The sequence below is a fragment of the Streptomyces sp. NPDC005799 genome, from assembly GCF_040630525.1.
GTDB lineage: Bacteria > Actinomycetota > Actinomycetes > Streptomycetales > Streptomycetaceae > Streptomyces > Streptomyces griseorubiginosus_B.
Map to the genome: position 1 here is coordinate 25250 of NZ_JBEXXQ010000019.1, position 21118 is coordinate 46367.

General features: G+C 71.9%; 22 protein-coding genes. 7 read left to right on the top strand and 15 right to left on the bottom strand.

Annotation, left to right across the window (positions count from 1 at the left end):
• Positions 1 to 6: 6 nt before the first annotated feature.
• A complete protein-coding gene (locus ABZ453_RS19870) occupies positions 7 to 627 on the bottom strand; it encodes a DUF47 family protein (RefSeq protein ID WP_009326469.1) in 621 nt (206 codons plus the stop codon).
• A gap of 200 nt (positions 628 to 827) precedes the next feature.
• On the opposite strand from ABZ453_RS19870, the gene ABZ453_RS19875 reads away from it, so the two are divergent.
• The gene (locus ABZ453_RS19875) at positions 828 to 1178 is read left to right on the top strand and encodes a metal-sensitive transcriptional regulator (protein ID WP_359016247.1); all 351 of its coding nucleotides are present in this window, start codon (positions 828 to 830) and stop codon (positions 1176 to 1178) included.
• On the opposite strand, the gene ABZ453_RS19880 is transcribed toward ABZ453_RS19875, so the two are convergent.
• From ABZ453_RS19880 to ABZ453_RS19915, 8 genes are all read right to left on the bottom strand, one after another.
• A complete protein-coding gene (locus tag ABZ453_RS19880; protein WP_133045764.1) occupies positions 1164 to 1361 on the bottom strand; it encodes a hypothetical protein in 198 nt (65 codons plus the stop codon). The two genes, ABZ453_RS19875 and ABZ453_RS19880, sit on opposite strands and share 15 nt — an antisense overlap.
• A 112-nt stretch (positions 1362 to 1473) precedes the next feature.
• The gene (locus tag ABZ453_RS19885; protein WP_359016248.1) at positions 1474 to 2298 is read right to left on the bottom strand and encodes a hypothetical protein; all 825 of its coding nucleotides are present in this window, start codon (positions 2296 to 2298) and stop codon (positions 1474 to 1476) included.
• A gap of 308 nt (positions 2299 to 2606) precedes the next feature.
• On the bottom strand, positions 2607 to 3026 hold the full coding sequence (locus ABZ453_RS19890) for an NUDIX hydrolase (RefSeq protein ID WP_359016249.1): 420 nt from the start codon (positions 3024 to 3026) through the stop codon (positions 2607 to 2609).
• Entirely contained in the window at positions 3023 to 4081 is a 1059-nt protein-coding gene (locus ABZ453_RS19895; RefSeq protein WP_359016250.1) for a CHAD domain-containing protein, read from the bottom strand. The genes ABZ453_RS19890 and ABZ453_RS19895 overlap by 4 nt, the downstream gene beginning before the upstream one ends.
• Complete coding sequence (locus ABZ453_RS19900) at positions 4062 to 6299, bottom strand: RNA degradosome polyphosphate kinase (protein WP_359016251.1); 2238 nt, start codon at positions 6297 to 6299, stop codon at positions 4062 to 4064. Before ABZ453_RS19900 ends, ABZ453_RS19895 begins: the two co-directional genes overlap by 20 nt.
• A 317-nt stretch (positions 6300 to 6616) precedes the next feature.
• Positions 6617 to 7576 (bottom strand): hypothetical protein, encoded by a 960-nt coding sequence (locus ABZ453_RS19905; RefSeq protein ID WP_359016252.1) that lies wholly within the window; start codon positions 7574 to 7576, stop codon positions 6617 to 6619.
• A 67-nt stretch (positions 7577 to 7643) separates the two neighbouring features.
• Positions 7644 to 8561, bottom strand: coding sequence for an ABC transporter ATP-binding protein (locus ABZ453_RS19910; RefSeq protein WP_359016253.1), 918 nt, complete (start codon positions 8559 to 8561; stop codon positions 7644 to 7646).
• Positions 8558 to 8944, bottom strand: a complete 387-nt coding sequence (locus tag ABZ453_RS19915) for a GntR family transcriptional regulator (RefSeq protein WP_359016366.1) — start codon at positions 8942 to 8944, stop codon at positions 8558 to 8560. Before ABZ453_RS19915 ends, ABZ453_RS19910 begins: the two co-directional genes overlap by 4 nt.
• 111 nt (positions 8945 to 9055) lie before the next feature.
• Here ABZ453_RS19915 and ABZ453_RS19920 point away from each other — a divergent pair, with 111 nt between their 5' ends.
• Genes ABZ453_RS19920 through ABZ453_RS19940 form a run of 5 tightly spaced genes read left to right on the top strand, consistent with a single transcriptional unit; the run spans position 9056 to position 13449 of the window.
• Positions 9056 to 9604 carry an RNA polymerase sigma factor gene (locus ABZ453_RS19920; RefSeq protein ID WP_359016254.1) on the top strand — a complete coding sequence of 183 codons (549 nt, stop codon included), beginning with the start codon at positions 9056 to 9058 and terminating at the stop codon, positions 9602 to 9604.
• Positions 9601 to 10416, top strand: a complete 816-nt coding sequence (locus tag ABZ453_RS19925) for a zf-HC2 domain-containing protein (RefSeq protein ID WP_359016255.1) — start codon at positions 9601 to 9603, stop codon at positions 10414 to 10416. The genes ABZ453_RS19920 and ABZ453_RS19925 overlap by 4 nt, the downstream gene beginning before the upstream one ends.
• A complete protein-coding gene (locus ABZ453_RS19930) occupies positions 10413 to 11267 on the top strand; it encodes an ABC transporter ATP-binding protein (protein WP_359016256.1) in 855 nt (284 codons plus the stop codon). Before ABZ453_RS19925 ends, ABZ453_RS19930 begins: the two co-directional genes overlap by 4 nt.
• Complete coding sequence (locus ABZ453_RS19935) at positions 11264 to 12787, top strand: ABC transporter permease (protein WP_359016257.1); 1524 nt, start codon at positions 11264 to 11266, stop codon at positions 12785 to 12787. The genes ABZ453_RS19930 and ABZ453_RS19935 overlap by 4 nt, the downstream gene beginning before the upstream one ends.
• Positions 12778 to 13449: an ABC transporter gene (locus tag ABZ453_RS19940; RefSeq protein ID WP_359016258.1), complete on the top strand. Its 672-nt coding sequence runs from the start codon at positions 12778 to 12780 to the stop codon at positions 13447 to 13449. The genes ABZ453_RS19935 and ABZ453_RS19940 overlap by 10 nt, the downstream gene beginning before the upstream one ends.
• Before the next feature lie 91 nt (positions 13450 to 13540).
• Here the strand turns inward: ABZ453_RS19940 and mshD are convergent, their stop codons facing one another.
• Entirely contained in the window at positions 13541 to 14467 is a 927-nt protein-coding gene (mshD, locus tag ABZ453_RS19945) for a mycothiol synthase (RefSeq protein WP_359016259.1), read from the bottom strand.
• A 188-nt stretch (positions 14468 to 14655) separates the two neighbouring features.
• Here mshD and ABZ453_RS19950 point away from each other — a divergent pair, with 188 nt between their 5' ends.
• The gene (locus tag ABZ453_RS19950) at positions 14656 to 16455 is read left to right on the top strand and encodes a bifunctional metallophosphatase/5'-nucleotidase (RefSeq protein ID WP_359016260.1); all 1800 of its coding nucleotides are present in this window, start codon (positions 14656 to 14658) and stop codon (positions 16453 to 16455) included.
• Between the two features lie 66 nt (positions 16456 to 16521).
• On the opposite strand, the gene ABZ453_RS19955 is transcribed toward ABZ453_RS19950, so the two are convergent.
• From ABZ453_RS19955 to ABZ453_RS19975, 5 genes are all read right to left on the bottom strand, one after another.
• Positions 16522 to 17250 carry a PH domain-containing protein gene (locus tag ABZ453_RS19955; RefSeq protein ID WP_359016261.1) on the bottom strand — a complete coding sequence of 243 codons (729 nt, stop codon included), beginning with the start codon at positions 17248 to 17250 and terminating at the stop codon, positions 16522 to 16524.
• A 116-nt stretch (positions 17251 to 17366) separates the two neighbouring features.
• The gene (locus ABZ453_RS19960) at positions 17367 to 18812 is read right to left on the bottom strand and encodes a HAMP domain-containing sensor histidine kinase (protein WP_359016262.1); all 1446 of its coding nucleotides are present in this window, start codon (positions 18810 to 18812) and stop codon (positions 17367 to 17369) included.
• Positions 18809 to 19540 carry a response regulator transcription factor gene (locus ABZ453_RS19965; protein WP_208783210.1) on the bottom strand — a complete coding sequence of 244 codons (732 nt, stop codon included), beginning with the start codon at positions 19538 to 19540 and terminating at the stop codon, positions 18809 to 18811. Before ABZ453_RS19965 ends, ABZ453_RS19960 begins: the two co-directional genes overlap by 4 nt.
• A gap of 112 nt (positions 19541 to 19652) precedes the next feature.
• Complete coding sequence (locus tag ABZ453_RS19970) at positions 19653 to 19859, bottom strand: hypothetical protein (protein ID WP_359016263.1); 207 nt, start codon at positions 19857 to 19859, stop codon at positions 19653 to 19655.
• A 29-nt stretch (positions 19860 to 19888) separates the two neighbouring features.
• Positions 19889 to 21052: a trypsin-like peptidase domain-containing protein gene (locus ABZ453_RS19975; protein ID WP_359016264.1), complete on the bottom strand. Its 1164-nt coding sequence runs from the start codon at positions 21050 to 21052 to the stop codon at positions 19889 to 19891.
• Between the last annotated feature and the right edge of the window lie 66 nt (positions 21053 to 21118).

The following is a 21118-nucleotide window of genomic DNA, read 5'->3' on the forward strand; positions in this document are numbered from 1 at the left end:
GACGCCTCAGGACTCCTTGACGGCGATGGTCTCCACCGTGTTCGCCACGTGCTCGAACGCGTCCGCCGCTTCCTCCAGGACGTCCACGATCTGCTTGAGTTTCAGCACCTCTATCGCGTCGTACTTGCCGTTGAAGAGGTGGGCCAGCAGCTTCCGGTGGATCTGGTCGGCCTGGTTCTCCAGGCGGTTGACCTCGATCCAGTACTCGGTGAGGTTGTCCATCGTGCGCAGGTTGGGCATGGCCTCGGCGGTGAGTTCGGCCGCCCGCGCCAGCACCTCGATCTGCTGCTCGACTCCCTTCGGCAGTTCCTCGACGTTGTAGAGGACGACCAGGTCGACGGCCTCCTCCATGAAGTCCATGATGTCGTCGAGGGACGATGCGAGGGAGTAGATGTCCTCGCGGTCGAAGGGCGTGATGAACGAGGAGTTCAGCTGGTGGAAGATCGCGTGAGTGGCGTCGTCACCTGCGTGTTCCGCGGCCCGCATACGCTCTGCGATCTCGGCCCGGGCGGAGGCGTCCGCCCCGAGCAGTTCCATCAGGAGTTTCGAGCCCGTGACGATGTTGTCCGCGGATGCGGCGAACATGTCGTAGAAGCTCGTCTCCCTGGGGGTCAGACGAAAGCGCACAAGGGGTCCTCGGGGTGCATCGGTTTCGGTCAGGCTGATGCTAGGTGCATCATCCGGCCACGGCTAATGGGCCGCCCACCAGTGTCGCCCATCGGGCAGAGTGATCCGCACGGGGGCGTACCAAGGGCCCTATACCCAGCAAAGTTCGGTACCATATACCCACCTGGGGTATATGTCCGCACGTCTTACGGGAGGACGCGATGACGACCACCGAGGCCGGCGCGACGGCGCCCTCCGCCAGCGCGGAAGACAAAACCGCACAGAACACCACGCACGGGTACCACAAGCAGAAGGACGAGCACCTCAAGCGGCTGCGCCGGATCGAGGGCCAGATCCGCGGTCTGCAGCGGATGGTCGACGAGGACGTCTACTGCATCGACATACTCACCCAGGTCTCCGCGTCCACCAAGGCCCTGCAGTCCTTCGCGCTGCAGCTGCTGGAGGAGCATCTGCGCCACTGCGTCGCCGACGCGGCCCTCAGGGGCGGGGACGAGATCGACGCCAAGGTCGACGAGGCCACCAAGGCCATCGCCCGTCTACTGCGCACCTGAGCGCGGGGCGCCGGAGACGTCCTCGCGTTCCTCGGCCACCTTCAGGACCTGGTCGATGCTCTCCAGGCTGAGCCGGTCCCCGCCCGCGGCCGAGGCCGCGATGATCAGCTCTCCGCACAGCTCGATCTCGGCGAGGGCCACGTGGTCCTGAACTGCCGTACCGCCGACCGGAGCCACGTGCATCACCTCATCTCTGCCGTCACCGACTTCCTAGAGTAGGGAGCGGCCTACACACAGCGCATGGCACGTAAGGGCTAGTTCTCGCCGCCCGCCCTCCTTCGCGGGGAGGACACCGCTACTCCTGGATCTTCCCGGCGTAGATGTCCTTCGACGCCGGCAGTCGTACGGCGGCGGGGGCCCCGAAGTCGTACAGCAGCGTCGTGGAGGCGACCGCGACGGGCCTGTCGTGCCGTGATCCGGCGAAGCTGAAGCGGTGCCGGATCTTGCGGATGCGGCCCTGGTCGTCGAGGTAGACGTCGAACGGCACGGCGGCGCTGGCGAACCCTTTCGCCGCCGCGGCGAGGGACTCCCGGGCGTCCCTGGCGGCCCCCTGCGCGGCGAGCGTGAGGTCGGCGGTGCCGCGGTAGTGCCGTACCTCGGTCCCCGCGAGCTCGGCCCTGCCGAGGTAGGTCGCCGTGCGGGCGCCGCGCAGCAGCTCGGCGGCGGCGAACGGGTCGGTCGCGCCGCCGGTCACCAGGTTGCCGTCGGACAGGGTGGCCGTCTCGACCCGGACCCATTTGTCGGCGGGCACCCCGGCGCCGCGGTTCTTCATGAACAGGGCGCCGGGCGCGAGGAGTTCGGTGATCGGACGGTGCTCGTCGGCGCCGGTCGGGTCCTGCGGCAGGCGGATCGTCAGCCGGCCGAGCCGGCCCCGGAAGTCGTACACGCCCTGGCCGCGGATGGTGACGCGGGTGCCGCCCGCGGCCATCTCCATCGAGGTCGTGGCCCTGGAGGTGCCCGCGGCCACCAGGGTGTCGGCGGCCCGGTGCAGCAGCGGGACGGCGTCGGCGGCGCGGGAGTCCTCGGTGACGGCGCCGGGGCCGGAGCAGCCGGCGGCCCCGAGACAGACCGCGATGCCCGCGGCGACCGCCCCGCCCGCCCTGCGCTGCCGCTTCGCCATCGCCGCCCACCCCAGCCGGTGCGTGAGACATGTGCCCCCTGTCTTTCCGTTTAACGACGGGTGGGTGGGGCCGTCACGCGGCACACCCCCACCGCCGCCGGAGGCAGCTGATTGATGCAGCACTCAGGGTGGGTAACGTTGTCGGAGTGGCGCAGCAGGAACATCGCACGACAACGGTCGAACAGGGCCGTTTCTGTTTTGCCCGGTGCAGTTGCGGCTGGCGCGGTCCGGCGCGAAGAGCCCGCAGCCAGGCCCGCACGGACGCCGAGGGGCATGCGGCGATCGTGCGCGACTGACCCCAACGGGGTTCAGAGCGGCAGGAGTTCGTCGATCAGGGTGCGGTCGCGGTACTGGGTGAGCCGGCTGCGGGCCGCCGCGGGGGAGAGCCACAGGATGCGGTCCACCTCGTCGTTCGGGACGAAGCGGCCCTCGGTCGCCTCGGCCGCCCAGTAACGAACCTGCTTGGGACGGCCGTTGGCCATGTAGCGGATGCTGGGCAGCTCCCCGCCGGGATCGGCGGTGTACCCGGTCTCCTCCTCGACCTCGCGCAGCGCGCCCGTGAGCGGGTCCTCGCCGCGCTTCAACTTGCCCTTGGGGTGGGACCAGTCGTCGTACTTCGGCCGGTGGACGAGGCAGATCTCCAGCTCGCCGTCGACCGGGGAGCGGCGCCACAGGACGCAGCCGGCCGCCTGGATGAGGGTGTAGTCGCTGTCGGAGGTCGAGGTCACGTACTCACCACCTGCTTCTGCCAACACTGCTGGAACGCGAACCGGGCCGCTTCCACCTCGTGTCGCTGGTCCGCGTGGAGCACCCCGAGCGCGTACGCCGTCGCCGGGGCGATACGGGGGGTCCGGGCCGCCGAGGCCGCCGCGGCGGCCGCCTCCGAGGCGTCCCGGTGCCGGTCGAGTGCCTGCCCGGCGGTGAGGAGACGGACGTCGATGGGGGCGTCCGGGCCGCACAGCGTCTCGCGGGCGTAGCGGTGCAGACGCAGCAGGAGACGGACCTGGTGCCAGGGAGCGTCCTGGGGGTGCGGGCTGGGGTCGGGGGAGAGGCCGTGCACGAGGGCCTCGGCGTTGTACGGGTGGCCCGCGATGACCAGGGGGAGCGCGGCGATGGCGTCGGTGAGGCGTTCCTCGGCCGCGGCGGCCAGCGTGCCGAGTTCCGTGGCGTGGGCGGCGGGGGTGAGGGGGACCTCGCTGGCCAGGACGGCCACCTTGTCGGCGACGGCGTGGAAGCGTGAGGAGCCCAGGGCCTGCAGCGCGGTGGAGTGGGCGCGGGTCCGGGCGAGGGTCAGCTGGCGTTCGAGCAGGGCGCCGGCCTTCGCCGCGCCGACCGTGAGATTGCCGCGCTCCTGGCCCCCCGTGTCGCCGCGGCCACCGACCGCGGGAACCCCGACCGGCTGGGCCGGGAACACCGCGGCGCCCGAGAGCCGGTGCAGGGCCAGCAACAGGCGTTCCAGCCGTGCCTCGTAGGCGTGCTCCATCGACAACGTCCCGGACAGCCAGGCCAGTTCGGGGCGCAGGGTCTCGGACCAGTCGGCCTCCAGCAGGGGGCGGAAGGTGTGCAGGCTGCCGCTGATGCGGCGGACCGAGCGGCGCAGGGCGCGCGCCGCGTCGACGGATTCCTCCGTGCCGTTCGAGGCGGCAGCCGTCCCGGTCTCCCGGTGCTGCCGCAGGGCGCGGAGGAACTCCGTGGCCTGGGCCCGCAGATAGCCCGCCAGGGCGTCACCTGTCGGGGCGGGCCCGGCCGCGGGGTCCGTCGGGTCAAGGTGTTGCTGTGCCACGCCGGCGCCTCCGGGCGTCTATGAGCATCTCCTGGACGTTTCGCAGGGGTTGGCCGTCCGCGTCGGTGGCGTGCCGGATCCATTCGCCGTCCGGGCCGAGGTGCCAGGACGCGGTGGTGTCGGACATGCCGGTCTCCAACAGCCGGTTCAGGGCTGCGCGGTGGGCCGGGTCGGTGACCCTGACCAGGGCCTCGATACGGCGGTCGAGGTTGCGGTGCATCATGTCGGCGCTGCCGATCCACACCTCGGGCTCGCCGCCGTTGCCGAAGGCGAAGACCCGGGAGTGCTCGAGGAAGCGGCCGAGGATGGAGCGGACCCGGATGTTGTCCGACAGGCCCGTGACGCCCGGGCGCACGGCACAGATGCCGCGGACCCAGATGTCGACCGGCACGCCTGCCTGGGACGCCCGGTAGAGCGCGTCGATGACCGCCTCGTCGACCATCGAGTTGACCTTGATGCGGATGAACGCGGGACGCCCGGCACGGTGGTGCTGGGTCTCCTTGTTGATCCGCGCGATCAGGCCGTCGCGAAGGGACTTGGGGGCCACCAGGAGGCGGCGGTAGGTCTCCCGGCGGGAGTAGCCGGAGAGGCGGTTGAAGAGGTCCGAGAGGTCGGCGCCCACCTGCGGGTCGGCGGTGAGCAGGCCGAGGTCCTCGTACAGCCGGGCGGTCTTCGGGTGGTAGTTGCCCGTGCCGACGTGGCTGTAGCGCCGTAGGGTGTCGCCTTCCTGGCGGACCACCAGGGACAGCTTGCAGTGCGTCTTGAGGCCCACGAGGCCGTAGACGACGTGGCAGCCCGCCTCCTCCAGCTTGCGCGCCCACTTGATGTTGGCGTGCTCGTCGAAGCGGGCCTTGATCTCCACCAGGACCAGCACCTGCTTGCCGGCCTCGGCGGCGTCGATGAGCGCGTCGACTATCGGGGAGTCGCCGGAGGTGCGGTACAGGGTCTGCTTGATGGCGAGGACGTCCGGGTCGTCGGCCGCCTGCTGCAGGAAGGCCTGCACGGAGGTGGAGAAGGAGTCGTACGGGTGGTGCAGCAGCACGTCCCGGGTGCGCAGGGCGGCGAAGATGTCGGCGGCGGAGGCCGACTCGACCTCGGCGAGGTCGCGGTGGACGCCCGCGATGAACTTCTTGTACTTCAGCTCCGGCCGGTCCAGGCCGTGGATGCGGAAGAGGCCGGTGAGGTCGAGGGGGCCGGGCAGCGGGTAGACCTCCGCCTCGGAGATCTTCAGCTCGCGCACCAGCAGGTCGAGCACCTCGCGGTCGATGGACTCCTCGACCTCCAGGCGCACCGGCGGACCGAAGCGGCGCCGCATGAGCTCCTTCTCCAGCGCCTGGAGCAGGTTCTCCGCGTCGTCCTCCTCGACCTCGAGGTCCTCGTTGCGGGTGAGCCGGAAGGCGTGGTGCTCCAGCACCTCCATGCCCGGGAACAGCTCCTCCAGATGGGCGGCGATGACGTCCTCGATGGGGACGTAGCGGCCCGGGGAGCTCTCCAGGAAGCGGGACAGCAGCGGCGGCACCTTGACGCGGGCGAAGTGCCGGTGACCGGTGACCGGGTTGCGCACGACCACGGCCAGGTTCAGGGAGAGGCCGGAGATGTACGGGAAGGGGTGCGCCGGGTCGACCGCCAGCGGGGTCAGGACCGGGAAGATCTGATGCCGGAAGAGGGTGAACAGGCGGGCCTGCTCCTTCTCCGTCAGCTCGCTCCAGCGGACCAGGTGGATGCCCTCCTCCGCGAGCGCGGGGGCGACGTCCTCGTGGTAGCAGGCGGCGTGGCGGGCCATCAGCTCGCGGGAGCGGGCCCAGATCATCTCCAGGACCTCGCGCGGCTGCAGTCCGGAGGCGGAGCGGGTGGCGACGCCGGTGGCGATACGCCGTTTCAGACCGGCCACCCGGACCATGAAGAACTCGTCCAGGTTGCTGGCGAAGATCGCGAGGAAGTTGGCCCGCTCCAACAAGGGAGTGTTCGGGTCCTCGGCGAGTTCGAGGACCCGCTCGTTGAACGCGAGCCAGCTGCGCTCCCGGTCGAGGAAGCGTCCCTGCGGCAGCTGGACCCCGTCGACCGGCGACTCCTCGTAGGCATCGAGATCGGCGTCGATGTCCGGGATGTCGGGTTCCAGGTCGGAGACCGTGGCCGCCACGTGCGGGCGGTGCGCGGCTATCGAGCCCACGGAGGGCTGGGCGTGCTGGACCTGTGCCTGGGTTTCTGACTGGCTCATGAACCCATTCTTCCGCGCCACGGGCGATACGGGCGCGTCGGACAACGCGGGCGGGAGCGCGTTCACGGAGCCGAGGGCGTCCCCGTTCCCCGCGGGCCCGTCGAGGGGCGGCGAAGGTTCCGGCACGGAGGGCGTCATTGGCCGAGCGTCGCAAGCCCGTCTGAACCGTTGGTTACGGCGACATGGCGTGCGGGATATCGGGGAGCGGCTCCCGGGCGTCTACGTCGGCCGGAGGGCCGTAACGAGTGGCTGGAAGCCGCCCCCGAGAATACGTACGTCCTTCCCGTCGGCGGAAGGACGTACGCGGGCCGGATGCCTCACACGTCGGCGCGGCGGTGCAGGACCGCGAAGGCCGCGGCGACGGTGAGGGCGGTGAGGGCCAGCAGGACGCCGGTCTCCAGGAGCTGGCGGGGCCAGTAGTCGGGGGAGGGCAGGTAGGCGCGGCCGAAGCCGACGATGTCGTGGCGGGCCAGACAGGCCTGGTCGGTGTAGCAGCCCGGGTCGTCGATCCTGGCTCCCGAGGAGGTGACCGCCCAGCTGTGGGAGCGCAGCTCCGGCTGCTGGTAGCGGCCCTGGAAGGGCCAGTGGTTGCCGCGGAAGGCGTAGACCAGGAAGTACGCGAACCCGCTGAACGCCAGCGCGGACAGCACCCGGCGGGTCAGCAGCCCGAGGAGCGCGCCGAGGGCGAGGCCGAGCAGGGGGGCGGCGACGGTGGCGGGGCCGAGGGAGAAGTACAGGGCGCGTGGGCCGATCCCGGCGATCAGCAGGTTGCCGTGGTCGGACCACAGCTGGCGGTAGAGCACGACGAGCAGCCCGGTGCCGAGGGCGACGAGGGCGGCGGGTACGGCGAGCTTGGCGGCGAGCCAGCGCGCCGGGGAGACGCCCTGGGTCCAGGCGAGCCGCGCGGTGCCGCTCTCCAGCTCGCGGGCGATCAGCGGGCCGCCGGCGAAGAGGGCCACCGCGAAGGAGGCCAGGGTGATCAGGGTGCCCGGGTCGTAGAAGAGGTCGTTGTAGGCGCCCGAGGTGAAGGACAGCAGCGGCGTGGAGGAATTCGAGGCCTCCTCCACCCCCGCGTATCCGAACCGCTCCAGCATCCGCTGCGCGTCGTGGGCCCGCGGCCCGTCCAGCCACAGCAGCAGCCCCGCGGTGCCGGCCACGAACACGAGCCATATCCACAGAGCGGTCCGGTGCAGCCGCACCACGGCCCACACGACCCCACGCGGCCGGACACGAGCGGCACGCGAGGGGACGGCACTCCCCAGAGTCGTGACGGTCATGCGGTCACCGCCGGGGTGGGCCGCGCGGAGGTGGTGGTTTTCGAGGGCGTGGTGATCAAGGGCGTGTTCATGCGGTCACCGTCTGGGGTTCGGGGGTTGTGCTCGGGGTGAGGAGGGCGGGGGTGTTCGGGGAGCGGAGGTGGGCGAGGAGGAGTTCTTCCAGGGACGGGGCGTCCGTGGCCCAGCCCTCGGCGACCGGGCCCTCGCGGCGGATCAGGGCGGTCAGGCCGCGGCCGGCCGCGCGGGCCTCGACGACGGTGTGCGGGGCGAGGTCGGCGGGGGTGCCGCGACCGGTGACCAGGGTGTGCGCGGTGAGCAGGTCGTCGATGCCGCCGCCGAGCCGGACCCGGCCGGCGCCCAGGAGCAGCAGGTGGTCGCAGACGTCGGCGAGCTCGCTGACGATGTGCGAGGACATCAGCACCGTCGTGCCGTGCTCGGCCGCGTCCGCCATCAGCGTGCCCATCAGCTCGTGCCGGGCGAGGGGGTCGAGGTCGGCCATCGGCTCGTCCAGCAGCATCAGATCGGGCCGCTTGCCGAGCGCGAGGGCGAGCGCGACGCGGGTGCGCTGGCCGCCGGAGAGCGCGCGGATCCGCGCCCCGGGGTCGAGCGAGCCCTCCTCGACGATCCGGTGGGCATAGGCCGCGTCCCAGCGGGCCGGGTTGAGCTCGGCGCCCATCCGCAGGGTCTCGGCGACGGTCAGCCGGGGGTACAGGGGCTTGTTCTGCGCGAGGTAGGCGACGCGCTCACGGAACTCGCCGGGCGCCCCGCCGAGGACGGTGAGGGTGCCGGAGGTGGGACGCAGCAGCCCCGCGGCCAGGGCCAGCAGCGTCGACTTGCCGGCGCCGTTGGGGCCGACCAGGGCGCTGATCCGGCCCGCCGGGAGACGGAAGGAGCAGTCGTCGAGGGCCGCGGCCCTTCTGCCGTACCGCTTGCCGAGCCGGGACGCCTCCAGGGCGACGGCCGGGGCGGTGCTGGTGGAACTCACTGGTCCCCCTTCGGGAAGTGTTCGTCGAGTACGGCGGTGAAGAGCGCGTCGACGTCCTCGCGCCCGAGTCCGGCCGAGCGGGCGCGCCTGGCCCACTCGTCGAGTTCGGCGCGCAGCGGCGAGTCGGCGGGCTGGGTGCCGAGGGAGCGGCGGACGAAGGTGCCGAGGCCGCGCCGGGCCTCGACCAGGCCCTCGCGTTCCAGCTCCCGGTAGGCCTTCAGGACCGTGTTGGGGTTGATGGCGGTGGCCTCGACCACCTCGCGGGCGGTGGGCAGCCGGTCCCCCGGTTCGAGCAGGCCGAGCCGGAGGGCCTGCTTGGTCTGCTGGACGATCTGGACGTAGGTGGCGACGCCGGAGCGCCGGTCGATGCGGTACTCGACCACCCGTTCAACCACCCTTTCACTAATTGAGTAGTGAAAGGGTGGTGGAGTGGGGCTGGGAAAGTCAAGCAGGATCCGGTGAACCGATCCGGGGGGCCGGTGCGATGAGGGGGTGTGAGCGAAACGAGAAGCGACGGGGAGCTGCTGCGGGCCGCCGCGGACGGGGACCGGCGCGCCTTCGAGGAGCTGTACCGGCGGTACGCGCCGTGGCTGACCGCCCGGCTGCGCGGCCGGTGCGCCGACGCGGGCGTGGTGGACGACGTCGTACAGGAGACGTTCCTCGCGATCTGGCGGGGCAAGGCCCGCTACCGCGAGGACGGGGCCTTCGGCGATGCAGCCGGATGGCTGTGGCGCATCGGCTCGCGGCGGCTGATCGACACCCTGCGCGGGGACGGGGCACGGGGGCGGCTGCGGCAGGCGCTGGCGCGGCTGCGGCACCGGGACGAGGCGTCCGCGGAGGAACGCGTGCTCGCGGGGGTTGAGCACGGGGACCTCGCGGGCGCCCTCGTCCGGCTGTCGCCGGAACTGCGGGCGGTCCTGCAGGCCACGGTCATCGACGGGCTGACCACCCGCGAGGCGGCCGTCCTGCTCGGCATACCGCCGGGGACGGTCAAGACACGGGCGATGCGCGCCCGCAAGCAGCTGAGGGAGGCGCTGGCATGACATGGCATGTGGATGCCGAGGACCTGCGGGCCTACAGCCAGGGGGAGTTGGCGCCGCCCGCGCTGTGGTCCGCCGACACGCACCTGGTCGCCTGCGCCGAGTGCCGGGCCGTGCTCGCCGAGGTCGGTGAGTCGGTCGACGCCGCGTGGGAGCGGCTGGACGCCGAACTGGACGCGCCCCGGCCGGGGTTGTTCGAGCGGCTGCTGGTGCGGGTGGGCGTCGCCGACCACACCGCGCGGCTGCTGGCGGCCACGCCCGTGCTGCGCCGCTCCTGGCTGGGCGCGGTCGTCGCCGTGCTGGTGATGTCCGTGCTGGCGGCCCAGAGCACCGGCTCCGTCACCCTCTTCCTGGCCCTCGCGCCGCTGCTGCCCCTCGCCGGGGTCGCGCTGTCGTACGGGCCCGCGCTGGACCCGACGTACGAGATGGCGGTGGTCTCCCCGGTGCACGGGTTCCGGCTGCTGATGATCCGCACGGTCGCCGTCCTCACCGCCGGTCTCGCCCTCTGCGGTCTGGCCACGCTCGCCCTGCCCGGACTGGGACTGCGCGCCCTGGCCTGGCTGCTGCCCGCGCTCGCCCTCACCTCGGCCGGCCTCGCGCTCTCCGCCCGGCTCGGCCCGGTGCTCGCGCCGGCGCTGGTCGGCGGGGCGTGGGTGGCGCTGCTCGTGACGGCCCACGCCGTCCAGGCCGACAGCACGCTTCTTCCGTTCACGGCGGCCGGCCAGGGGGTGGCGGCGGCGGTCGCCGCGCTCACCGGCGGGCTGCTGTTCCTCGTACGTGACCGTTTCGACCGCTTCCAGGGGAGCGCCGCATGACACCCACCGTTTCCGCCTCCGGGCTGAGCCTGCGCTACGGCGGCACCCACGCCCTCGACGACGTGTCGCTGCGGCTCACCCCGGGCGTCACCGGCCTGATCGGACCCAACGGGGCGGGAAAGACGACCCTGTTGCGGGTCCTGGCCACCGCCCTGCCCGCCGACGGCGGCGCCTTCACCGTCCTCGGGCACGACCCGGCCACCTCGGCCGGCCGCCAGGAGGTGCGGCGCGCGCTCGGCTACCTCCCGCAGACCCCGGGCTTCCACCCGGACTTCACGCCCTTCGAGTTCGTCGACTACGTGGCGATCCTCAAGGAGCTGACCGACCGCGGCGCCCGTCACCGCGAGGTGCGCCGGGTGCTGGAGCAGGTCGACCTCGGTGAGGTGCGCGGCAAGCGCATCAAGAAGCTGTCCGGCGGGATGCGCCAGCGGGTCGCGCTGGCCGCCGCCCTGATCGGCGACCCGGGCTTCCTGGTCCTGGACGAGCCGACGGTCGGTCTGGACCCCGAACAGCGCATGCGTTTCCGGGAGTTGATCGCCCAGGCGGGAGAGGGCCGGACGGTCCTGCTCTCCACCCACCAGACCGAGGACGTGGCGATGCTCTGCCACCGGGTCCTGGTGATGGTGGGCGGCCGCATCCGCTTCGACGGCACCCCCGCCGAGCTGACCGCGCGGGCCGCCGGCCGGGTGTGGAGCAGCACCGAACGCGACCCCGGCGCGAAGGCGGGCTGGCGCACCGGCACCGGCTCCTTCCGCAACGTCGGCCTGCCGCCCGTCGGCGCCGACCTGCTCGAACCCACCCTGGAGGACGGCTACCTGCTGACCCTGGACGAGGCGGAGGTGCCCGCGTGACCACGGTCCTGCAACAGACCCCGACGGCCACCGGGACCGAGTCCCGGCGCGCCCCCTGGGCCGCCGTCCTCGCCCTGGCCCTCTTCGAGGCGCGCCAACTGCTGCTGCGCGCGCCGATGCTGCTGGCCCTCCTGCTCTACATCGCCTGGATCGTCTGGCGCACCCCGGACTTCGAGAACGGCTACCCCGCCCTCCAGGACGCCGACCGCGCCACCCAGTCCGGCCCGGTGCTGATCGCCCTGGCGCTGCTGGTCTGCGTCAACCAGGCGATGCTGCGATCCGCGCGCCGGGACACCGAACGGCACTTCGCGGTGCTGGTGCTGCGGCCGTGGCAGCGCACGGCGGGCCACGCGCTGTCCGTGGTGCCGATCGTGCTGCTGGTCGCGGTGTGCGTGAGTGCCCAGTTCGGCTGGATGGCGCTCGAGTCCGGTTCGGTCGGCACCGCCTCGGCCGGCGAACTGCTCGTCGGCCCCCTGGTGGTGCTGGTGGCCGGCGCGTTCGGGGTGCTGCTCGCCCGGCTGTTCTCGTCGGTCCTCGCGGCGCCGCTGGCGATCGTGCTGCTCTTCTTCCTCCTGTTCGGCGGGGCCTTCCCCGCGGGCAGTGGCGAGCGGGGCACGCGCTGGCTGGCGCCGATCGTGAGCGAGAACACCAGCAGCGCGATCCCCTCCGACCTGATGGACCGCCCCGCCGCCTGGCACGCCCTGTACCTGCTGGGACTGGCGCTGACGGTGGCCCTGGTGGCGGTCGTCGTGGCCGGTGGTCGCGGCCCGGTCCTCATGGGAGCCGTCGCCACGGCGCTGGCCCTCGCGCTGACCGGCGGAATCGTCCAGACGGGCGCCCTGCCGGACCGTACGACGGTGGCCCGGGCGCGGGCCACGAACGCCCCGGAGAAGGAACAGGTCTGCGTGCGGCGGGACGGATCGACGTACTGCGCCTTCCCCGAGTGGAAGCCGCGGGCGGCCACCTGGGCGTCCGTGGTGGACCACGTCCGTTCCTCGGCCGGCGGCGGTGCACGCACCCAGCCGATCCTCGTCCGCCAGCGCGTCTACGCCACGGACGGACTCGCCTCCGACGGAGCGATCGACCCCTCGGCCAACCCGCACCAGGTCACCGTCGGCACCGGCTGGGGCGGCCCGCGCGTTCCCGAGTTCTCCGCCGCCGTGTCCGCCGTGCTGGTCACCGGCAGCGAGAAGGCGACGTCCGGACTGTGCGACGGCCGCATGGTCACCATCATGTGGCTCGCCCTGAACTGGCTGCCCGACCCCGTGAAGTCCCTGAGCAACGTCCGCCTCGACGACAGTGTCACCGGCTCGGCGATCGTCCTCTCCCCGACCGACCCGATGGACATGACCTCCGGCCAGACCTCCGTCGTACGCGAACTCCTCGACCAACCGCGGGAGTCCGTGGCCACGAAGGTGCGGGCCCACTGGACCGAACTGACGGCCCCCAAGGTCACGAGCGCGCGAGCGGCGGAACTGCTGGGGGTCAAGGCGCCGAAGGAGAAGGACAAGTGCGACTGATCATCCGGGAGTTGACGCTCCCCGTCTGGCGGACCCTGCCCTGGCGGGCGCTGGGGGCCGCGGCGGGCCTCGGACTGCTGCTGGCCGGGGCGCTGCGGTGGGGCGGGGGCGACGCCCACGGCTGGCCCGCGCTCACCCTGCTCCGCGCCGCCGTCCTCGCCTACGCGCTGGGCCTGACCTTCCTCCTGGACGACCCGGCCCGCCACACGACGGCCACGGTGCCGACCCGGCGCGCCCTGCGCACCGGTCTGCGGATCGCCCTGGTCACCCCGCTCACCGCGCTGTGGTGGACGGCGGTCGTCCTCCTGGTCCCCTCGGACGCACGCCCCCCGGTGGGGGATGTCACCCTGGAGGCGGCGGCGGCCTGCGCACTGGCCCTGCTCGCGGGCGCCTCGGCGCTCCGCTGGACCAACGAGCCCCGCCCCGGCCCCTCGGTGGCGGCGGCCTACCTCCTCACGGCGGTGGTGACCCCCCACCTGCTCCCCGCCGGCTGGGAGCTGTTCGTGTGGCCGCAGGACAGCAACTGGGGCGCGGCACACGAGCGGTGGGCATGGCTGCTGGTGGGGGCGCTGGTGGCGCTGGCGGTGTCTGCGCCGGAGCCCCTGCGCAGACGGGGCTTGCCGGCACGACGCCGGTCGACTGTCAGCCCGTCCGGCGTTTGAGGACGAGGCCCTTGGGCCGAAGGGGGGTCTGGGGGCACAGCCCCCAGAGGCGCACCCCCACGCACCCGAACCCGGCCAACCGCCGGAGGCATCACGTCTCCGTGCGGTACATCAGATCCGTCTCGTACGTCGTGAAGCCCAGCCGCTCGTAGACCGAGACCGCCGCCTTGTTGTCGCCGTCCACGTACAGCATCGCGGTCGGCAACTCCTGCGCCGCCAGGTGCCGCAGGCCGATCGTGGTCAGCGCCTTGCCCAGCCCGCCGCCCTGCGCACCGGGCCGCACCCCCAGCACGTACACCTCGCCGAGGCCCTCCGTCGCATGGACCTTCGTCCAGTGGAAGCCGACGAGTTCGTCGCCGCGGAAGGCGAGGAAGAAACCCGCCGGGTCGAACCACGGCTCGGCCTTGCGGTCGTCGAGGTCGCGCTGGGTCAGCGAGCCCTGCTCGGGGTGGTGGGCGAAGGCGGCGGCGTTCACCGCGAGCCACGCCGAGTCGTCCTGCCCGGGCACGAAGGTACGGACGGTCACGTCCGGCGGCAGCACCGGCTCGGGCAGGTTCAGGTCGGTCAACGGCCGCCGCATCTGCCGCAGTTCGCGGAACAGGGTCAGCCCGAGGACCTGCGCGAGATGCCGGGCAGCCGAGTGCCCGCCGTGGGCCCACACCCGCAGCCGCTTGCCGGACGCGGCCAGCAACGCCGCACCGAGGGCCCGTCCGTGGCCCTGGCCCCGGTGCGCGGGGTGCACGACCAGCTCGGCGGCCGGCGCCTCCACCGGGTCGGTGTCCTCCAGCTGGGCGTAGCCGACGAGTTCGTCCCCGGAGCTGAGCAGCAGATGGGAGACGCCCTCCCGTTCGCCGCCACGCAGTTGCAGCCGGCCCTGTTCGGACACCGCCTGCTGGCCGTCGTACCGCGCGGCCTCCGCCAGCAGGGCGAGCACGGACTCGATCTGCGCGGGGGTGAGCGCGGGGTGGGTCTCGATGGAGCGGGCCCGGCCCGCGCGTGCGGTGTCGTCGCTGGTCATGCGTACGAGGGTAAGGGGCGGGCGGCGCAAAGTGGGGGCACGGGACGAGGGGGACGTCAAGGCAAAGCGGAGGACAAGGAGAGGGCAAAGGGAAACCAGGATGTAACCAAGAGCCCCCTGTCGCGCTACGCGCGTTGACCCTAGGCTGCGCCGGACGGGCCATCCGCAGCAGACCCACAGGGGGGCGCATGCCAGCCACTTCCCAGCCGTACCGGGGCCGCAGACGCACATACCGTCTGCTGGCCGCGGCCGCCGCTCTCGCCACCGCGGGCGCCCTCGCCGCCGCGCTGCCGGCCGAGGCGCACGAGTCCAAGGGCCACGGCCGGCTGCCGAGCCGCTACCAGGACGTCCAACTGCTCTCCTTCAACGACCTGCACGGCAACCTGGAGCCGCCGTCCGGCTCTTCGGGCCGGGTGAGCGAACTCCAGGCGGACGGCACGACGAAGACCATCGACGCGGGCGGTGTCGAGTACCTCGCGACCCATCTGCGAGAGGCCCGCAAGGGCCACCCGTACTCCGTCACCGCGGCCGGCGGCGACATGGTCGGCGCCTCCCCGCTGATCTCGGGCCTCTTCCACGACGAGCCCACCATCGAGGCACTCAACAAGCTCGACCTGGACGTCACTTCGGTCGGCAACCACGAGTTCGACGAGGGCGCCAGGGAACTGGCCCGGCTGCAGAACGGCGGCTGCCACCCCACCGACGGCTGCTACACGGACCAGCGGTTCAAGGGCGCGGACTTCCCCTACCTCGCCGCCAACGTCCTCGACGAGAAGACGAACAAGCCGATCCTCAAGCCCTACTGGGTGTGGAAGAAGAAGGACGTCAAGATCGGCTTCATCGGGGTGACCCTGGAGGGCACCCCCGGGATCGTCTCCGCCGACGGCGTCAAGGGGCTGAAGTTCAAGGACGAGGTCGAGACGATCAACAAGTACGCGCGCGTGCTGCAGGCGCAGGGCGTGAAGTCGATCGTCGCCCTCATCCACGAGGGCGGCTTCCCGGCCTCGGGGGCGTACAACTACGACTGCGACTCCGCGGGCGCGGGCAGCGGCATCTCCGGCCCGATCGTCGACATCGCCAAGAACATCACGCCGGCGGTGGACGCCCTGGTCACCGGGCACACCCACAACGCGTACGTCTGCACCATCCCGGACCCCTCGGGCAAGCCCCGCATGGTCACCTCGGCAGCGTCCTTCGGCCGCCTCTACACGGACACCACGCTGACGTACGACCGCTTCACCGGGGACATCGCCCGTACGTCGGTGAAGTCGGCGAACCACGTGGTCACCCGGACCGTGCCCAAGGCTCCGGACATGACCGAGCTGATCGCCAGGTGGAACACGCTGGCCGCCCCCATCGGCAACCGCGCGATCGGCTACATCTCCGCCGACGTGCCGAACACGGGGACGGAGTCGCCGATGGGCGACCTGATCGCGGACGCGCAACTCGCGTACGGCAGGGAGCTGGATCCGGGGACCGACCTCGCGCTGATGAACCCGGGCGGGGTGCGCGCCGGGCTGACCTACGCGGCGAAGGGCAGTGAGGGCGACGGCGTGGTGACCTACGCCGAGGGCTTCACGGTGCAGCCGTTCTCCAACACGGTGAACCTGCAGGACTTCACGGGGGCGCAGCTGATCCAGGTGCTCAAGGAGCAGGTGAGCGGCACGAACACCGCCGCCCCGAAGATCCTGCAGCCCTCGGCGAACCTGGCGTACACCCTCGACCTGACGAAGACCGGCGCGGACCGTGTCGTCACGGAGTCCATCAAGGTCAACGGCGCCGCCATCGACCCGGCCGCCACCTACCGGATCGCCACCAACAGCTTCCTCGCGGGCGGCGGCGACGGCTTCACCACGCTGGGCCAGGGCACGAACGACCTGGTCGGCACGGACGATCTGGCGGCCCTGGAGAAGTACCTGACGGCGAACTCCTCGCCGGCGAACCCGATCGCGCCGCCGGTGGCGAACCGGATCTCGATCGTGCAGTGACAGGCTGACCTCGCAAAGGAGCCCGGTGCCATCGGTACCGGGCCCTTTCAAACGAGACGGTGATCCTCAGGTGGTAGCGGGCGGGGTGCGGTGGGTCCAGTACCAGGAGAACAGGGCGCCGAGCGTGACCAAGGCGCCCAGGGGTACGCACACCAGCTCCAGGAAGTCGTGCTCCGGCCTGCCCGTGCCGGCCTGCCAGACGGTGAACACGAACATCGCGACCAGGACGAGCAGCGCTCCGTTGAACCCCCAGGTCCACCCCTTGCGCCGGGCGGCCCGGTGCCGGATCAGGTCCTCGACCCGCGGCTGCCGTTCCCAACTGAGGCTGCGGTGCGGGGCGGCGGCCAGGCACAGCGCGGAGACCTCGGCGTACGGGTCGTCCAGCTGCAGGTCGTCCAGATGTGGAAGCAGGAAACGACGGCCCTCGAAGTCGTAGAGGTAGGTGACCCATTGGGGAGCGGACCGGCCCTTGCCCCGCGGGTCGTGCTCGACCCGGATGTCGTACACCTCAGGCCAGGCCCAGGTGCGCGAGCGCAGCGTCCCCTGCGCGGTGATCCCGGCGTCGGTGACGCGGGTGTGGGCCCGGAGCTGCTCCAGGAAGACCCGCGCGAGAGCCGTCACCGCCGCCAGTACGAACACCCAGGGTGCCCATCGGGCTCGGGTGGACGGATCGTTCGGGAGGGCCTCCTGGAGGCCGAACACAGACAGGAAGCCCGCCGTACCGATGAACTGCCAGGGCAGTCTTCGCCGCCTGCGGTACTCCCGCTCGAATGCGCCGCCCCCGATCGCGTCCATCGCCCGTCCCTCCCCGAAGCCTCTGCGGGCGATGGTACGTCCACCAAGTGTGCACGTCAGGACGGGGTTGGCGGCCAGCCCGCGAGCCAGTCGGCCACTTCCTGGTCCGTCTTCGGCTACGGCACTTCGGGGGGAGGCGTCGGGGCGCCCGGGAGGCGTACGGTCGCCACCGTGCCCCCGCCGTCCGCGTGGGTCAGCCTGACCTCGCCGCCCGCCTGCTCGACCGTGCGGGCGACGATGGACAGGCCGAGGCCGGAACCGGGGAGTGCGCGGGCGCTGGGGGAGCGCCAGAAGCGGTCGAACACGTACGGGAGTTCCTCGCCGGGGATGCCGGGGCCGTGGTCGCGGACGGTGAGGACGCCGTGGTCCAGCTGGACGTCGATCGTGCCGCCCTCGGGGCTGAACTTCACGGCGTTGTCGAGGATGTTGACGATCGCCCGCTCCAGGGCGGACGGCTCCGCGCGGACGTACCAGGGCTGGAGGTCGGCGGTGATCGTCAGCTCGGGCCCGCGCAGCCGCACCCGGCGCAGGGCCGCCTCGACGGTGTCCCGCAGCGACACGACCTGGACGCGCTCGCCCCGCTGTCCCTCCGAACGCGCCAGCTCCTGCAGGTCGCCGATGAGCGAGGCCAGCTCGGTCATCTGTGCCGTCACGGAGGAGAGCAGGGCCTTGCGGTCGGCCGGGGGGATGGGGCGGCCGGTCTCCTCGCTGCGGGTGAGGAGTTCGATGTTCGTCCGGAGCGAGGTCAGGGGCGTGCGCAGTTCATGACCGGCGTCGGCGATGAGCTGCTGCTGCAGCTCGCGCGAGCTGGCCAGCGAGGAGGTCATGGAGTTGAAGGACCGGGACAGACGGGCGATCTCGTCCTCGGCGTCGTCCTCCACGGGGATGCGGATGCCGAGGTCCTCGGTACGGGCCACGTGCTCGACGGCCTCGGTCAGCTTGTCGACGGGCCGCAGCCCGGCCCGGGCCACCGCGAGCCCGGCGGCCCCGGCCCCGAGCACTCCGACGCCGGAGACGAGGAGAAGGATGAGGGCCAGGTCGTTGAGGGTCTTCTCGGTGTTCTTGAGGGGGACGGCGACCACGAGTCCCACGTAGGGTCCGGCGTCTCCGGTCACGGTGGTGGTGGCGCCCAGAGGCACGGTCATCACCCGCACATCAGCGCCTTTTTCGTCGGTGCCGTTACGGAAGTAGGCCTGCCGGAGATCCGCGTTCTTGATCTGTTTCTTGTCGGCCTGGGTGACCTTGATGACGCCCGTGGAGTCCTCGGTCACGCAGATCTTGCCCTGGTCCGTCACAACTTGGGAGTAGGTGTTCCCGAAGAACCCGTTGCCCCCCTGCGCGGTCTTGGAACAGTTGTTCAAAGCCGCCTGTGCCTTCTGGATCTGCGGCCCCCGCATGCCCTTCTGCAGGTCGTTGTCCACCTGCTCATACAGCTTCCCCTGCACCAGGAACCAGCACGTCACCGAGACCGCCGCCACCGCGAACGCCACCGCCGCCGCGACCAGCATCGCCAGGCGGGAGCGGATCGGCAGGGTCTGGAAGCGGCGGAGAACCCTTCTCACTCCGCGCCGCCCTGTCGGAGCACGTAGCCGACGCCGCGCACCGTGTGCACGAGGCGCGGCTCGCCGCCCGCCTCGGTCTTGCGGCGCAGATACATGACGTACACGTCCAGCGAGTTGGACGACGGCTCGAAATCGAAGCCCCAGACCGCCTTGAGGATCTGCTCGCGGGTCAGCACCTGCCTCGGGTGGGCCATGAACATCTCCAGGAGGGTGAACTCGGTGCGCGTCAGCTCCACCGGCCGCCCGCCCCGCGTCACCTCCCGCGTCGCCAGATCCATCCGCAGGTCGGCGAAGGTCAGCGCCTCGTCCTCCTGGGCGGCCGCACTGGCCGCGGCGTAGGAGCTGCGCCGCAGCAGCGCGCGGACGCGGGCGAAGAGTTCGTCGAGTTCGAACGGCTTGACCAGGTAGTCGTCGGCGCCCGCGTCGAGCCCGGTGACCCGGTCGCCGACCGTGTCGCGTGCGGTGAGCATGAGGATCGGCGTCGTGTCGCCCGCGCCGCGGATCCGCCGGGCCGCGGTCAGACCGTCCATGCGCGGCATCTGGATGTCGAGGACGACCAGGTCGGGACGGTAGGCGGTGGCCTTGTCCAGGGCGTCCGCGCCATCCACGGCGACCTCCGTCTCGTAGCCCTCGAAGGCGAGGCTGCGCTGGAGTGCTTCGCGCACGGCCGGCTCGTCGTCGACGATCAGGATGCGCTGGGGGTCACGGTCGCCATCGGCGGGGCTCATGGGCTTCGGGTTCCTCGGGTGCGGTGGGGCGACAAGGACGCTGAGGGTGCTGAACGCCTTCAGCCTCGCATGTTTCCCTGCGGGCGCGTAGAGAGTGCGGCGCGGTGCGCGATCAGGCGCTCATCGCCGCGATCCGGTTCAGCGGCACCTTGCGGCGGTGCGCACGGGCCGCGGTGGTGTGCAGCCCCATCAGCTGGGGTGCCACGACGACTTCCGCTGCCCGCGTGGCCGGTGCGTGCAGTTCGTACGCCACCTCGAGGGCCAGGGCGAGACCGGCCGGATCGGTGCCGGCCACGGTGTGGGAAACCTGCTGGATCATGACGTACTCCCTGCTGGAGAGGTGAGGGGTCAGTTGGAGCCGCCGGCCCGCAGGTGCGCCAGGTCGGCCTTGACGGTGTTGATCGGGATGGCGAAGCCGAGGCCGATGCTGCCGGCGTCCGAGGAGCCGGAGGAGGCCGAACTGGCGGAGTACATCGCGGAGTTGATGCCGATGATGTCGCCGCTGGCGTTGATCAGCGCGCCGCCGGAGTTGCCGGGGTTGAGGGAGGCGTCGGTCTGGATCGCCTTGTAGGTCGTGGTGGAGGAGCCGGTGTCGCCGTTGAACTGCTGGCCGCCGAAGGAGAACGGCCACCGGCCGTCGCCGCCCTGGCCCTGCTGCTGGTTCTCGTCGGTGGAGACGGTCACGTCACGGTTGAGCGCGGAGACGATGCCGCTGGTGACGGTGCCGCTCAGGCCCTCGGGGGAGCCGATCGCCACGACCGTGTCACCGACCTGGACGCCGGAGGAGTTGCCGAGGGTGGCCGGGTGCAGGCCGGAGGCGCCCTCCAGCTTGATCAGCGCGAGGTCCTTCTTGCTGTCGGTGCCGACGACCTTCGCGGTGTACGACTTCCCGTCGCTGGCCGTCACCTTGATCGACTGTGCGCCGGAGATGACGTGGTTGTTGGTGACGATCTCGCCGTCGCTGGTGATGATCACACCGGAGCCGGTGGAGGTGCCGTTGCTCAGCGTCGCGCCGACCTCGACCACGCTCGGGCTGACGGCCGCGGCGATGGAGGCGACGTCGCCCTGCTTGCTGGAGGGGACCACGCTGGTGGTGGTGGAGCTGCCGGCGGCGGTGTCGCTGCCGGTCAGCTCCTGTATGCCGTACGCGGTGCCGCCGCCTATGGCCGCGGCGACGATCGCCACGGCGGCCAGCAGGGCGATGGGCCCCCGGGGGCGCTTCCCGGCGGCCGGTGCGGCGCCGGGGGCCGGCTCGGCGGGAACGGTGGGCAGCACCGCCGTACCGCCCCCGTTCCCGCCACCCTCTCCGCCGGCCATGGACTGGGTCTGACCCGGCCAGACGGTGGTGCCCGGCTGGACGGTGACCGGCTCCGCCTGCGGCGGCTGTGCGGGCCGGTGCGCCGGCGGGGGCGGCCACTCCGGGTTCACGGGGGAGGAGGAGTGCTGCTGGGCGCCCTGGTAAGGGTTCTCGTACTGCTCGTACTCGCCGTCGCGGCGGAAGCTCTCGGTCATGTCAAAAAGCTTGGCCCGTGACCATGAGAGCTTCCTGAGTGCCCGCTGAGAAGCCCGACAGAACCT